General features: G+C 71.3%; 12 protein-coding genes. 3 read left to right on the top strand and 9 right to left on the bottom strand.

Features of this window, described 5'->3' with window-relative positions:
• Window positions 1-56: 56 nt before the first annotated feature.
• The 3 genes from rplT to infC all read right to left on the bottom strand — a co-directional run bounded on the left by rplT (window position 57) and on the right by infC (window position 1,895).
• Complete coding sequence (rplT, locus tag GGQ69_RS07960; protein WP_029139186.1) at window positions 57-443, bottom strand: 50S ribosomal protein L20; 387 nt, start codon at window positions 441-443, stop codon at window positions 57-59.
• Window positions 444-529: 86 nt separating this feature from the next.
• Window positions 530-724 carry a 50S ribosomal protein L35 gene (gene rpmI, locus GGQ69_RS07965; protein WP_010144525.1) on the bottom strand — a complete coding sequence of 65 codons (195 nt, stop codon included), beginning with the start codon at window positions 722-724 and terminating at the stop codon, window positions 530-532.
• Between the two features lie 121 nt (window positions 725-845).
• A complete protein-coding gene (infC, locus tag GGQ69_RS07970) occupies window positions 846-1,895 on the bottom strand; it encodes a translation initiation factor IF-3 (RefSeq protein ID WP_370577129.1) in 1,050 nt (349 codons plus the stop codon).
• Window positions 1,896-2,245: 350 nt separating this feature from the next.
• On the opposite strand from infC, the gene GGQ69_RS07975 reads away from it, so the two are divergent.
• Window positions 2,246-2,617 (top strand): DUF1844 domain-containing protein, encoded by a 372-nt coding sequence (locus GGQ69_RS07975; protein ID WP_010144521.1) that lies wholly within the window; start codon window positions 2,246-2,248, stop codon window positions 2,615-2,617.
• Window positions 2,618-2,750: 133 nt separating this feature from the next.
• On the opposite strand, the gene GGQ69_RS07980 is transcribed toward GGQ69_RS07975, so the two are convergent.
• Window positions 2,751-3,149, bottom strand: coding sequence for a hypothetical protein (locus GGQ69_RS07980; protein WP_183526830.1), 399 nt, complete (start codon window positions 3,147-3,149; stop codon window positions 2,751-2,753).
• A 377-nt stretch (window positions 3,150-3,526) separates the two neighbouring features.
• Between GGQ69_RS07980 and GGQ69_RS07985 the strand changes: the two genes are divergently transcribed.
• Window positions 3,527-3,775 (top strand): WhiB family transcriptional regulator, encoded by a 249-nt coding sequence (locus GGQ69_RS07985; RefSeq protein WP_010144519.1) that lies wholly within the window; start codon window positions 3,527-3,529, stop codon window positions 3,773-3,775.
• 75 nt (window positions 3,776-3,850) lie between these two features.
• On the opposite strand, the gene GGQ69_RS07990 is transcribed toward GGQ69_RS07985, so the two are convergent.
• From GGQ69_RS07990 to GGQ69_RS08005, 4 genes are all read right to left on the bottom strand, one after another.
• Window positions 3,851-5,398, bottom strand: coding sequence for a sensor histidine kinase (locus GGQ69_RS07990; protein ID WP_183526834.1), 1,548 nt, complete (start codon window positions 5,396-5,398; stop codon window positions 3,851-3,853).
• 7 nt (window positions 5,399-5,405) lie between these two features.
• On the bottom strand, window positions 5,406-10,304 hold the full coding sequence (locus tag GGQ69_RS07995; RefSeq protein ID WP_183526837.1) for an NAD-glutamate dehydrogenase: 4,899 nt from the start codon (window positions 10,302-10,304) through the stop codon (window positions 5,406-5,408).
• 112 nt (window positions 10,305-10,416) lie between these two features.
• Window positions 10,417-11,979 carry an ATPase gene (locus GGQ69_RS08000; protein ID WP_183526840.1) on the bottom strand — a complete coding sequence of 521 codons (1,563 nt, stop codon included), beginning with the start codon at window positions 11,977-11,979 and terminating at the stop codon, window positions 10,417-10,419.
• Window positions 11,980-11,988: 9 nt separating this feature from the next.
• Window positions 11,989-12,627: a flagellar biosynthesis protein FlgA gene (locus GGQ69_RS08005; RefSeq protein ID WP_183526843.1), complete on the bottom strand. Its 639-nt coding sequence runs from the start codon at window positions 12,625-12,627 to the stop codon at window positions 11,989-11,991.
• A 207-nt stretch (window positions 12,628-12,834) separates the two neighbouring features.
• Here GGQ69_RS08005 and GGQ69_RS08010 point away from each other — a divergent pair, with 207 nt between their 5' ends.
• Window positions 12,835-13,065: a helix-turn-helix domain-containing protein gene (locus GGQ69_RS08010; protein ID WP_010144513.1), complete on the top strand. Its 231-nt coding sequence runs from the start codon at window positions 12,835-12,837 to the stop codon at window positions 13,063-13,065.
• Here GGQ69_RS08010 and GGQ69_RS08015 read toward each other — a convergent pair.
• Window positions 13,047-13,610 carry a hypothetical protein gene (locus tag GGQ69_RS08015; protein ID WP_183526846.1) on the bottom strand — a complete coding sequence of 188 codons (564 nt, stop codon included), beginning with the start codon at window positions 13,608-13,610 and terminating at the stop codon, window positions 13,047-13,049. The genes GGQ69_RS08010 and GGQ69_RS08015 overlap by 19 nt on opposite strands.
• Window positions 13,611-13,654 lie beyond the last annotated feature (44 nt).

Consider the following 13,654-nt stretch of genomic DNA (forward strand, 5'->3'; position numbering starts at 1 on the left):
TGTCCTGTCGCGAGGGCGCGGGCGATGCCTCGCCCGGCGGACGGAGTCCGGAATGCCTACTTGGCGGCAACCGGGGCGTTGACGTCCGCGGGCAGGGCCGCGCGGGCCGCGGTCACCAGGGTGGCGAAGGCGGCGGCGTCGGACACGGCCAGCTCGGCGAGCATGCGGCGGTCCACCTCGATGCCGGCCAGCTTCAGGCCCTGCATGAAGCGGTTGTAGGTCATGCCGTTGGCGCGGGAGGCGGCGTTGATGCGGGTGATCCACAGCCGGCGGAAGTCGCCCTTGCGCTTCTTGCGGTGCTGGTAGTTGTAGACATACGAGTGCAGCAGCTGTTCCTTGGCCTTGCGGTAAAGGCGGGAACGCTGACCGCGGTAACCGGAGGCGCGGTCAAGGACCACCCGGCGCTTCTTGTGGGCATTGACTGCCCGCTTCACACGTGCCACGTGCGTACTCCTTCGAAATCGATGCCGTCCGCGGGACGCTCCGCGCGGCGGCTGGCTGGATTGCGGCCCTCAGGCCACGGGGATTCTCAGATGCCGAGCATCCGCTTGATGGTCTTGACGCTGGACTTCGAGACCAGCTGGTCGCTGGCCAGACGGCGCGTCAGCGTGGAGGGCTTGTGCTCCAGGTAGTGGCGGCGGTTGGCCTGCTGACGCATCAGCTTGCCGGAACCGGTCACGCGGAAGCGCTTCTTGGCTCCGCTGTGGGTCTTCATCTTCGGCATGGCTGCCGTTCTCCTTCGTGTTGGCTGCCCGCCGGGGCGGGACAGTGCTGCATGGGCCCCGCCGTGCACGGGGCCGATCTGGACGGTCCGGGGATGCCGGACCGAAGGTGTGATGCCGGCCTTACTTCCTGCCGCCCGGCTTGGGGCCGGGCTTCGGGGCCGCACCGGGCTTGGGGGCCGGCTTCGGCATCGACGGCTTGGGCGCCGGCTTGGCCGCTGCCGGAGTTGCCGCCGGCTTGGCTGCCGGAGCCGCTGCGGGCTTGGCCGCAGCCGGCCTGGTCTCCGCCGGAGCCGTCGCGGGCTTGGCCGCAGCCGGCTTGGTCTCCGCCGGAGCCGTCGCGGGCTTGGCCGCAGCCGGCTTCGTTTCCGTCGAAGCCGTCGCGGGCTTGGCCGCAGCCGGCTTGGTCTCCGCCGGAGCGGACACGGGCTTGGCCTCCTCCGTCACAGCAGGAGCTGACACCGGAGTGGTCTCCGCCGGCGCGGCCGCCGGTGCCGCCGCAGCCGAACCGGCCTGGGCCATCTTCTTCAGCTGCTCGGGCATCGCGTCCGACATGGAGCTGGACAGCGGGGCGGACGAGGTGTCCTCCGCGACCTTGGACTTGGCCTCCCGGGCCGCGACGTCACGGCGCGAACCGACGCGCTCGGGCTTGGTGGTGTCCTGCTGGCTCTTCCGGGCCTCGGCGCGGGCCTCGGCCTTGTTCTTCACCGGCCCGACCACCATGACCATGTTGCGGCCGTCCTGACGGGGGGTCGACTCGACGCTGCCGACATCGGCGACGTCGGACGCGAACTTCTCGAGCAGGCGGATGCCCAGCTCCGGGCGCTGCTGCTCGCGTCCGCGGAACTGGATCATGGCCTTGACCTTGTCCCCCGCGGTGAGGAACTTCCGGGCGTGGCCGACCTTGGTCTCGTAGTCGTGGGTGTCGATCTTCAGGCGGAAGCGGACTTCCTTCAACACCGTGTTCGTCTGGTTCTTCCGCGCCTCACGGGCCTTGACGGCGGCCTCGTACTTCCACTTGCCGAAGTCCATGAGCTTGCAGACCGGCGGCTTCGCCGTCGGGGCCACCTCAACGAGGTCCAGATCGGCCTCAGTGGCAAGTCGCAGCGCATCCTCGATGCGCACAATTCCGACCTGCTCGCCCTGGGGGCCGACCAGGCGCACCTCGGGCACGCGGATCCGTTCGTTGATTCTCGGCTCGCTAATCTTGCAACTCCTGTGGTCTGGGTTCTTCGGGTTCGGGGCCGCTGTCCCGGGTGCGGTCCCCTGCGCCGGGCCCGGAGACGACTAAGGCCTCCGTGCTCAACGCAGACGGAGGCCGAGGCCAGCGGAGTACTCCGCCGACCGAACGGTGCGACAACCCTCACGGGACTGCCGGACCGGTAACCCGGCAACTCGGCCCGGAATCCGGGCTTCCTGCTGACGCGGGTGGGAGATGGCCTCCACTTCGATGGCTGGTGACCGTGGTCCATTCCACAGGGGAATGGCCAGCGGACCAGCTGGTCTGTGACAAGCTTACCAGCATGAACGATGCACAGCAGAATCCCTCCCCGTCCGGCGAGCCGGTGGCCGACCGGGTCCGGGAGATCCACGAGGTCCCGGCGGTGGAGATCATCAACACCACGGCCGTCCACTTCATGACCGCGGCGGCCGTGAAGGTCGGCCTGGCCGACCGTGAGGACGCCCAGGAGCTCATCGACCTGGACGAGGCCCGCAAGCTCATCACCGCCCTGGCCGGCCTCGTCACCGCCGCCGCCCCGGAGATCGGCAGCCAGCACGCCGGCCCGTTGCGCGACGGCCTGCGCTCCCTGCAGCTGGCCTTCCGCGAGGCCTCGCCGTTCCCGGACGCGCCGGGCAAGGGCCCGGGCGAGAAGTACACCGGCGCGGTGAACTGACCGCCGGTCCGCACACGCCCTCCAGACCCCGTTACCCCACCGGGCCCGGCGCCTCCAGCAGAGGACGCCGGGCCCGGCCCGTTCCGGCCTCGAGGACCCGAGCGGCCCGGGTGCCCCGGGCACGGCCGGACGGTCAGGAGGGCAGTCCGGCCAGGTAGGAGGCCACCTGCCGGGAGAACATGAGCACCAAGGCCACCGCGGCCGGCAACAGGAACACGGCGCCCATGGGCACGTTCCCGGCCGAGAAGAAGCTGATGGACAGGATGACGGCGAACATCTCGATGACCACGGTGGCCGCCCGGACCCACGGCCTGCCGCGCCACACGCCCAGGCCCACGGCTCCGATCCAGAACCCGGCGGCGACCATGAGGACGACGAGGAATACCTGGGCGCCCAGGTTCAGGGACCCGGTCCCGACCTGCACCCCGAACCCGGCAGCCGCCACCAGCACTCCGAGGGCCTGCAACAGCAGCACCAGGGCCACCGCCACCACGGCCGGGGGTCGGGGACCCTGCCGACTCTGCGTACTCACGTGCTCGTGCCGTCCTTCCGTCGTTGCCCTGTCCTCGACCTGATCCGCCCGCTGCCTCTTCCCAATCCGGCACCGGAATGGATCCCGTCACCCTTGACAGTGCCGCGCAGGGGCCGGAATAGTCGGTCCCGTCGGGACCCGGCTTGTGATCAACACCTCAGGATATCCGCCGTCCAATCCGCCGTACCCCTTGTTTACGTGCAATGTACATGAAAAGATATTTCACGAGTTCAGCGGGGGTCGTTGCTACGGCCCTTTTTTCTTTGCCGTCGTACGGATGGCGACGACCAGCCCCGCAGACGGACGATCGTCCGTTTCGACAGACGTAGGACGCGTCGGGTCGCAGTGTGCCCGGCAGAAGAGGAGTATCGATCAGCATGGATTGGCGTAGCCGGGCAGCGTGCCTGGACAAGGACCCGGAACTGTTCTTCCCCGTGGGGAACACTGGACCGGCACTGCTCCAGATCGAGGAAGCCAAGGCGGTCTGCCGTACGTGCGAAGTAGTCGACACCTGCCTGCAGTGGGCCATCGAGTCCGGCCAGGACTCCGGGGTCTGGGGCGGCATGAGCGAGGACGAGCGCCGGGCGCTGAAGCGTCGCGCCGCCCGCGCCCGTCGGGCCTCCTGAGGCTCCGACCACCCTGTGGGGCCTCCGGCCCCACCCCAGCCCCTGAAACCCCGGCCTGCCCAGCAGGCCGGGGTTTCAGCGTTCCGGGACCGGGGCCAGGATCACGACCTCCGTGCCTCCGTCCGGACGCCGGTGCCAGTCGATCGTCCCGCGGAGGTCCCCGGCCACCAGCGTCCGGACGATCTGCAGCCCCAGGCCGGCATCCTGTCCCGGTTCCGGCACGACGCCGGCCCCGCCCGGAGCCGCCGGGGACTCCGGGCCGGCGTCGGGCCCGGAGGACGGATCCGACGAGCCGCTGTCCCACAGCCGGACCTCCAGCCGCTCCCCCGCGGGCACGTGCGAGCGCCGCGCGGACAGGCCCACGTGCCCGCCCTCGGGGCGGGTGCCGTGCTCCACGGCATTGGTGGCCAGCTCGTTGATGACCAGGGCCAGGGGCGTGGCCAGGTCACTGGGCAGGTGGCCGAACCCGCCGGAGTACTCGGTGGTGACGGGCCGGCCGTCGCCGGCGACCTCCACGGCCAGGCGGAACTGGCGACCCAGCAGGGCATCCATGTCCACCTGCCCGTCCAGGCCGTGGGAGAGCGTCTCGTGCACCAGCGCGATCGTGTCCACCCGGCGCATCGCCTGTTCCAGCCCGCGCTTGGCCTCGGGCGAGGTCATCCTGCGGGACTGCATGCGCAACAGTGAGCCGACGGTCTGCAGGTTGTTCTTCACCCGGTGGTGGATCTCCCGGATCGTGGCGTCCTTGCCCACCAGCTGCTGCTCACGACGGCGCAGCTCCGTGACATCGCGCAGCAGGACCAGCGCCCCGATGCGCTCGTCCCGCTCCCTCAGCGGCACCGTCCTCAGGGTCAGGCTCACCGCCCGGACCTGCAACTCCGCGCGGGCGGTCGCCTTGCCCGTGAGGACCAGGGGAAGGGACTCGTCCACGGGGCGGCGCTCGTCCTGCAGGTCGGTGACGACCCGGGCCAGGGACCTCCCCTCCAGGGGGTCGGTCTCCCCCAGCCGGCGGAAGGCCGAGACGGCGTTGGGCGTGGCGAAGTCCACCCGGCCGTCCGTGGTCAGCAGCAGCAGGCCGTCGCCCACACGCGGCGAGCCGCGGTGCGGCCCGCCGACCGGGTCGTCCGGATCCGGCCACTGGCCCCGGGACACCATCTCCAGCAGTCGGTGGGCACTCTCTCGGTAGACGAGCTCGAGCCGGGAGGGGGTGCGCTGTCCGGTCAGGTTCTGGTGCACGGTCAGCACGCCGATGGTCCTGCCCTCACGCACCACGGGCCACACCGTGACCCGCATCGAACTGTCCGGCGCGTAGACCGAGGGCGCGGTGACCGTGGGCTCCCCGGTCTGCCACGCGTGGTCCACGAGGGACCTCAGGTCCGCGCGCACCCTGCTGCCCACGATGTCCCGGTGCAGCGCGGTCTGCGAGGTGAAGGGCCGGGCCTGGGCCAGGGCGACGAAACCACGATCGGGCTCCTCCGGCCCGGTGACCGGGTACCAGAGCACCAGGTCGCCGAAGGACAGGTCCGCCAGCAGCTGCCAGTCGGCGACCACGGCCTGCAGCCGGTCGACGTCTCCGTCCCGGAGGTCCGGATCGTCCTCGAGCGGTGCGGTCAGCAGGGACATCGGAACCCTACTGGGCCGTCACCGCGCGCAACTGGCGCAGCGCCACGGACAGCGAGGCCAGGTCATCGGTCCCGGCCTCGCGGATCTCGTCCAGGAAACCCTCGGCCCGCGTGAGGCTGGTCGAGCGGTCCTCGGCCCACTGGGACACGAGTTCGTCGACGGTGTCTCCCCTGCCGTCCAGGATGTCGGAGCAGAAGCTGACCAGCAGGCCGTACAGGTCATCGCGCAGCGCGGCCCGGGCCAGCGCGCGCCAACGCCCGTCACGCGGCAGGCCGGTGATGCGGTTGAGCACCGGATCCACGTCGAACCAGTCGTAGAGGCGGTAGTAGACCTCGGCCACGGAGCGCGGGTCGCGCCCCGTCTTCCGGGCCAGCCGCACCACGTCGAGCAGCCCGTAGGACTCGAACTGGTAGGCCCGTCGGCTGGCCAGGTCCTCCGGAAGGCCCATCTCCAGGGCCTCGTCACGCCACTGCTCGTAGCGCTCGGCGTCCTGGCCCCGGAGGATCTGCGGCAGGTCCGCCGCCAGTGCCTGGACATCGTCCCGGAAGTACTCCACCCCCGAGCTGATGCTGGCGCCGCTGCGCGTGCGGTGGTTGACGAACCAGCGCACGGCGCGGTCCAGCACGCGCCGGGCGTCGAGGTAGACGCGGCCCTTGGCCTCCCCGGACACGGACGCAGGCAGCGCCGAGATCGCGTCGAGGAACGGGCCGAAGCCGTAGATCTCCTTGATCGCGACGTAGGCGTGCACCACCGCGGGGGCGTCCGCCCCGGTCTCCTCCATGGCGCGGAAGACGAACGTGGTGCCGCCGGTGTTGACGACGTCGTTGGCGACCACGGTGGCGATGATCTCCCGGCGCAGCGGGTGCTGCTGGATCTGTCCGGCGAACCGCTCCCGGAGCTGCGTCGGGAAGTAGGCGTCCAGCGTGCGGTCGAACCAGGGGTCGTCCGGCAGTGCCGAGTCCAGCAGGACGGCCGAGAGGTTCGTCTTGGCGTAGGCGGCGAGCACGGACAGTTCCGGGGTCGTCAGGGATGCCCCGTCCTGCTGGCGACGTTCGAGCTCCGCGTCATCGGGCAGGAACTCCAGCGCCCGGTCCAGGTCCCCGTGCGCCTCCAGCCAGTGGATGTGCCGCTCGAAGCTGGGCAGCCACTCGGAGACCTTCTGGGAGTCGTTGCGCAACAGCCTGTTCTGGTCGACGTTGGTCTGCAGCACCAGGCGGGCGACCTCCTCCGTCATCGACTCGAGCAGCGCGGCGCGCTCCTGCGCCTCCAGGGCTCCGGTGGAGACCAGCTGGTCCACGAGGATCTTGATGTTCACCTCGTGGTCGGAGCAGTCCACGCCGGCGGAGTTGTCGATGGCGTCGGTGTTGATCTGCACCCCGGCCAGGGCCGCCTCGATCCGGCCCCGCTGGGTGAAGCCCAGGTTCCCGCCCTCACCCACCACGCGGACCCGGAGGTCGGCGCCGTTGATGCGGATCGCGTTGTTGGCCCGGTCCCCGACCTCCGCGTGGTCCTCGTCCGCGGCCTTGACGTACGTGCCGATGCCGCCGTTGTACAACAGGTCCACCGGTGCCTTCAGGATGGCCTGGATCAGCTCCGCCGGCGTCAGCTCGGTGGTGTCCGCGGGCAGGCCCAGCCGGGCCCGCACCTGCTCGGAGACGGGGATGGACTTGGCGGAGCGGTCGTAGACGCCACCTCCCTCACTGATGAGGGAGCGGTCGTAGTCGGACCAGGAGGAGCGGGGCAGCTCGAAGAGCCGGCGGCGTTCGGCGAAGGAGGCCGCGGCGTCGGGGTCCGGGTCGAGGAAGACGTGCAGGTGGTTGAACGCGGCCACGAGCCGGATGTGCTCGGACAGCAGCATGCCGTTGCCGAACACGTCACCGGACATGTCCCCGATGCCGATCACCGTGAAGTCCTGGGCCTGGGTGTCATGGCCGATCGAGGCGAAGTGGCTCTTGACCGACTCCCAGGCACCGCGGGCCGTGATGCCCATGGCCTTGTGGTCGTAGCCCACCGATCCGCCCGAGGCGAAGGCGTCACCGAGCCAGTGACCGTAGTCGGCGGAGATCTCGTTGGCGGTGTCGGAGAAGGACGCCGTGCCCTTGTCCGCGGCCACCACCAGGTAGGCGTCGTCACCGTCGTAGCGCACGATGTCCCCGCGCACCGAGAACACCGTGCCCTCGCCGGAGCGCTCCTGCTGGTCGGTGATGTCGAGCAGGGCGCGGATGAAGGTGCGGTAGGCGTCCTTCCCGGCCTCCATCCAGGCGCCGCGATCGGCGGCGGGGTCGGGCAGCCTCTTGGCGTAGAACCCGCCCTTGGCGCCGGTGGGGACGATCACGGCGTTCTTGACCTGCTGGGCCTTCACGAGCCCGAGCACCTCGGTGCGGAAGTCCTCCCGGCGGTCGGACCAGCGCAGCCCGCCACGCGCGATCGGCCCGAAGCGCAGGTGGACGCCCTCGACGTCGGGGGCGTACACCCAGATCTCCCGGGCCGGCCGCGGCTGGGGCGCGAACGGGATCTGCTCCGTGGCGATCTTGAAGCTCAGCCGGCGGTGCCCCTGGAAGAAACTGGTCCGCTGGGTCGCCTGCATGACGGTGAGGAAGCCCTGCAGGACGCGTTCGGCGTCGAGCGTCGAGACGGCGTCCAGGGCGTTCTCGGCGCGTTCACGGACGTCCTCCATGGCCTGGCGCCGGGCCGGGCCGGCGGTGGCGCCGTCGTCGTCCGTGGCCGCGGGCAGCGAGGGATCGAAGCGGGTGTAGAAGTACTCCACCAGCAGGGACGTCATCTCCGGGTGGGTCAGGAGGGAGTCGGCCATGAAGGTCAGGGAGTACTGGACGCCGAGCTGGCGCAGGTACTTGGCGTACGCCCGGAGCATGGTGACGGTGCGGCTGGGCAGCTCCTGGAACAGGACCAGCCGGTCCAGCGCGTCGGACTCGGCGGATCCCGTCGCCGTGGCCACCACCGCGTCCTCGAGCAGTCGGGCGGAGACATCGTTCTCCGTGCCCTCGGGATAGCCCAGTCCGAAGTCGTAGAGGTAGAACTTGCGCCCGTCGGCCGGCTCGACCTCGAAGGGGCGCTCATCGATCACGGACAGACCGAGGTTCTGCAATACCGGCAGCACCTCCGTGAGCGTCCGGGGCCGGTCGGAGTACAGCTTCATCCGGCCCACGGTGATGCCCTCGACCTCCTCCTCCGCCTTGCGGGACCTCTCGTCGCGGTCCTCCGGCACCACGTGCACCACCGGTTCGCCGTCCCCCGGCAGGCTCGAGAACCGGCCGATGTCCTCCAGGGCGTCGTCGATCTCGTAGGCCACCCGATAGGCGGGCGGGAACGCCTCGTCCCAGAGCCGGGCGGTGTCCACGCCGCTGTCCTCGCCGAAGGCCTCGATCGCCTTCTCGTCCACGCCCTCCTTCCAGGAGCGCACCGCGTCGACCAGGAGCTGCTCCAGCTCCTTGGCATCCACCGGTTCACTGCGCTCGCGCTCGCGCGGCAGCCGGACGCGGAAGTAGAGCCGGGCCAGCACGGACTCGGTCAGCCGCACCTGGAAGTCGAGGGACTCCCCCCCGAGCGTCTCCAGCAGCACGTCCTGGATCCGGCCGCGCACGGCGGTGTTGTACCGGTCACGGGGCAGGAACACGAGGGCGTTCATGAACCGCCCGTAGGTGTCCGGGCGCAGGAACAACCGGGTCCGGCGCCGTTCCTGCAGCTGCAGGATCTGCCGGCAGGTCTCCCACAGTTCCTCCACGTCCACCTGGAACAGCTCGTCGCGCGGGTGGGTCTCCAGGATCTGCTGGAGCTCGGCGCCCGAGTGGGAGTCCCGCGGGAACCCGGACAGGGCCAGCACCGCGGCCACCTTGTCCCGGATCAGCGGGATGTCCTCCACGGAGGTCGTGTACGCCTTGGGGTCCCAGAGGCCGATGAAGCGCCGCTCGCCGGTGACCCGGCCGTCCGCGCCGTAGGTCTTCACGGCCACGTAGTCCATGTAGGCGGCCCGCTGCACCCGGGAGCGGGAGTTGGCCTTGGTGATGATCAGCGGGTTGGGGCGCTCGATCTGGTTGCGGCCGGCGATGGACAGCGGTGCCGGGGGCGCACTGGGCCGGTGCCGCAGGATCCCCAGGCCGGTGTCCTCCAGAGCGACCAGCACCTGCCCGTTGTCCCCGCTCTGCAGCAGGTACTCGCGGTAGCCGGTGAAGGTGAAGTGGCCGTCCTCCATCCAGTTCAGCAGTTCGGTGCTCTGGCGCACGCCCTGGACGCTCGGCGGGGCATCGTGGGCCAGGGCCCGGGCCGCCGTGAAGGCCGCCGAGCGCATGCGGTCGGTGTCGGCGATGGCCGCCCGCACGTCCGCGAGCACCTCCTCGAGACCGTGCTCGAGGTCCGCCGCCTGGTCCTCCGTCAGCGGTCCCACGGTCTGGATCCCGATCCAGGACTCGACGACGGCCCGGGCGCCCTCACCGGCCATGAGCGGGCCGAGGTCGGCGAGCGCCGCGGTCGTGTCACCGCTGGCGGTGCCGGACTGGGTGGGGACGCGGTGCACCGCCAGCAGCCGTCCGCTCTCCTGGTGCCGGTGGGTGATGACCGTGGGATGGGCCACGATGCGGATGGCGTGGCCCTGCCGGGTCAGCTCCGAGGTGACGGAATCGACCAGGTAGGACATGTCGTCGTGAACGATCTGCACGAGCGCGTACTGACGCATGGGCGTCACCTTCACGACCGCGTCCCGCAGTCCCTTGCCGGCAGCCAGGTCCACGTGCGTGGTCACCAGCGCCTGGCGGGTCCTCGGGTCCAGTTCGGCCTGATCCGCCTCGGAGACGTGCTCGAAGTAGGCATCGAACAGCGGGGCGGGGTCGATCTGGCGCTCCGGGGTGGTGGAGTCGTGCTGATCGGTCCACAGGGGAGTCGACGATGACATGTGGTGGTGTCCTCTTCCATCGCTTCAACGGCTCCGGGCACCGGGGCGTCCGGAGGCAGTGGAACGTCCTTGGTCCACTGGCTCCGAGCCTAGTGGCCCACGTCTCAAAGCGTTAACGGGCCGCGCCGAGCAGTCGCCGGGGAACCGGCAGGCGCCGTGCACGGCCCTCGGCCGGTTCCTGCGGCGTCCCCGCGAGCGCGGACAGGGCCCGCCGCAGCGCCGACTTCGGCGCGGCCTCCGCGAGCACCTGGCCGCCCAGCAGTGCCCGGTCCAGGGCCTTGCGGTCCCACGGGAGGAAGGCGGACACCGTCCTGTCCCCGGCGAAGTGTTCGAGGACGCTGCGGACCTGGGACCTCGGCGCCACGCCGGACGCCTCGGCCCGCACCTGGTTGACCACGATCTCCACGACGGCGCCGGCCGCCGTCTCGGCCTGGTCGAGCTCGTCGAGGGCCCGGACCAGGCGCGGCAGTCCCACCGGGTCACCGGCGCCCACGGCCAGGATCCGGTCGGCGGCGGCGAGCCCCGCGAGGGTGGCGGCATTACGCTGCGGCGCGGGGATGTCGAAGCTGAGTTCCTCGTCCTGCTCCAGGCTGAAGCCACAGTCGATCACGACCTCCTCCCACCCCTCGGCGGCCGCGGTCAGGACGGCGTCGAGGGCGGACCGGCGCAGTTCGGGCCACCGGTCGGAGCGGGTCAGTCCCGTCAGGACCTGGAGCGTGGCCCCGGCCACGCGCGCACGGAGGGCGCAGCGGCCGACCCCCTCCGCGCTGATTTCACCCTGGTCCGCCAGTCGGCAGGCCTGGGCGATACCGGCCGATTCGTCCAGCAGTCCCAGAAGCACCCCGGCGGACGCGGCGTAGGTGTCCAGGTCGACCAGCAGGGTACGGCGTCCGGCCAGCGCCAGTTCGACGGAGAGGTTCACGGCCACGGTCGTGCGGCCCGGGCTGCCCGCAGGCCCCCAGACGGCCGTCGTCCGGGTGGGGCGGGCTCCGGCCTCGGAATCCGTCAGGACATCCGCCGGTGGGACCGGGACTGCGACCGGTGCGGCCGATCGGGCCCCAGACCGGTCACCGTCGTCATCGTCCTCGCCGCTGGCCGGGATCCACTCCCCCGGTGACACCGGGGCCGCAGCGCTGTCCTGGCCCGCGCCGGGGTCGACGGCCCCGGCGCGGGCCTCCGCGGGCCGGGTACCCGGTGCGGCGGACCCGGACGAACCGGTCCGCACGATGGCCCCAGCCGCCCGGCGGCCGGGTCGCTCCGTCGCGCCGGGCGGTCGGTCGTCATGGTCGGAGGAACCGACGGGCAGTGGGTGACGCGCCGCCGCCACCGCCTCCTGCAGCAGTGCGGCAAGGTCGGAGGGCGGTGTCTCCGGGGGCACGGCGACGACGCCGAGGTGTCCGAGGCGTTCGCGTTCAGCGGCGACGTCGCTGAGTGCCACCACCGCCACTCGGCGTCCGCGGGCGTCGGCGGCGACGGAGTCCAGGAAGGTCAGCGTGAGCTGTCCCGTGTCCCCGGCCACGAGCAGGACGTCCGCGAGTCCGGATCGTGCCACGGAGATCAGTTCCGCCAGGCTCTCGCAGCGCCGGATGACCGTGACCGGCCCGCGCAGCCGTTCCAGCCCGGAGACGTGGTCGTGCCCCGGCATGATGGTGGTGGCGACCGAGACCTTGCGCATCCGGTGCCCCTACCGCCCGCCGAGGGAGGGAACGACGCTGATGCGCGCGCCGTTGCCCTTGGCGTCCAGGACACGCGGCAGTTCCTCGGGGCCGAGCAGGACCTGCAGCGAGATCTCACCCGTGGTGCCGAAGGATCCCGAGGCCTCGGAGATCCCGGCGAGTTCGGCGCGTGGGGCCACCAGCTCGGGTTCGCCGAACCCCTGCCGGCCGTCGGCGGCGGCGATCCAGACGTCCACGCGGGCCCCCGGACCGGTGCCCTCCGGAAGGGGATCCTCCAGCGTGAGGGCGACGGCCTGGCGGGACTCCGGGTCCACGCCAGCCACTGCGCCCACCGGGATCAGCTCCCCCTGACGGACCGTCCCCACCACCGAGGCGTCCGCCGGCAGCGGCCGCTCCGCCGGCAGGTAGTCGTCTGCCGCCTCGCCCAGACGTGCCTGCACCACGGTCAGCTGATCGGGCTCCACGACCGCTCCGGGCACCAGGTCCTGCCCTGCAGCCCAGTACCCCTCCGACCGGTCCAGCGACTGGACCAGGGCAACGGTCCCCGCCACGGACAGCAGGACCAGCAGGACCCCCACCAGCAGTCGGGGATCCTTCCATCCCGGTCGCCTGAGGCGCGGGGCCTCCGCGCTGTTCGTCCCCTCCACGAGCGCCCTCCCTGTTCGGCCCGGCGGTCCCGTCCACCACCGGATGCGCCAATCAGCCTAGTCACATCCGGAAAAGACCGCCCAGGGGACGGTCCGTCACTGTGGACATCGGTTCCTGGACACCGGCACTGGGGACAACCGCGGCCGGGATCCGCGGACGTGGGAGAATGGGCGGCAGTACGCCCGTCCCGACCACCCGGAGGACCGATGCCCCGATTCCTCACCCTGACCGACGTCGCCGAGGAGCTGCAGATCTCGATGGCCCAGGCCCGGGCGATCGTGCGCAGCGGTGAGCTCCCGGCCATCCAGATCGGGGGACGGGGCCAGTGGCGGGTGGAGCAGGTCAAGCTCGACCAGTACATCGAGGACCTGTACGCACAGCAGGCCGCCAAGACCGAGGCCCGTCGCGCCGGCGCACCTCAGACCGAGGACGCGTGAGCTGACCGGACCACCTGCACTGCGCTGAACGGGATCACCCGCAGCCCGCGGACGTTACGTCCACGGCGGTGCTCGTCCCGCGGATGGACAGCCAGGTCGAAGTGGTCCCGCCCTACCCTGTCGATGGTCCCCTCCCCGAGGGAGCGACCGTCTCGTCCGTAGACCACGACGCCGGCCCGCGCGCGGGAGAGCGTGCGGTAGGCCGCGGAGATCCCCAGTCTCCGGCGGCCGGGAGAGTCCTCCGGCGTCGCCAGGGCCAGTGGAGCGTCCACCGAGAGGACCCCCTCCAGGTGGACGAGCAGGCTCCCGCCCCGGTCACTGCCCCCGAGCCACTCCTCACCCACGGTGGACACGGTCATCTGCAGGCGCTCCCCCTGGGTCAGCTGGATCTGGAGGGTCGCACCGAGCGCCCCGCGGATCCGGTCCGCCAGCGTGATGCCCGCATGCTCACCGCGCGTCATCTCCGCGGCCTCGGCCTCCGTGTCCTGCCACTGGCCCTGGGCGAGCTGCGCCTCGAGGTCGGCGAAGAGCCGTTCCCATCTCATGGCCCCAGCCTAGGGGGGCGACCCATCGGCAGAAGCGCCACCGC

This window comes from Micrococcus sp. TA1 (assembly GCF_014199555.1).
Lineage (GTDB): Bacteria > Actinomycetota > Actinomycetes > Actinomycetales > Micrococcaceae > Citricoccus.

Bases quoted from the DNA above. Each gene is read 5' to 3' on its own strand.
- rpmI (WP_010144525.1), bottom strand. From the start codon at position 724: ATGCCGAAGATGAAGACCCACAGCGGAGCCAAGAAGCGCTTCCGCGTG.
- GGQ69_RS07975 (WP_010144521.1), top strand. From the start codon at position 2,246: ATGAACGATGCACAGCAGAATCCCTCCCCGTCCGGCGAGCCGGTGGCC.
- GGQ69_RS07985 (WP_010144519.1), top strand. From the start codon at position 3,527: ATGGATTGGCGTAGCCGGGCAGCGTGCCTGGACAAGGACCCGGAACTG.
- GGQ69_RS07990 (WP_183526834.1), bottom strand. From the start codon at position 5,398: ATGTCCCTGCTGACCGCACCGCTCGAGGACGATCCGGACCTCCGGGAC.
- GGQ69_RS07995 (WP_183526837.1), bottom strand. From the start codon at position 10,304: ATGTCATCGTCGACTCCCCTGTGGACCGATCAGCACGACTCCACCACC.
- GGQ69_RS08000 (WP_183526840.1), bottom strand. From the start codon at position 11,979: ATGCGCAAGGTCTCGGTCGCCACCACCATCATGCCGGGGCACGACCAC.
- GGQ69_RS08010 (WP_010144513.1), top strand. From the start codon at position 12,835: ATGCCCCGATTCCTCACCCTGACCGACGTCGCCGAGGAGCTGCAGATC.
- GGQ69_RS08015 (WP_183526846.1), bottom strand. From the start codon at position 13,610: ATGAGATGGGAACGGCTCTTCGCCGACCTCGAGGCGCAGCTCGCCCAG.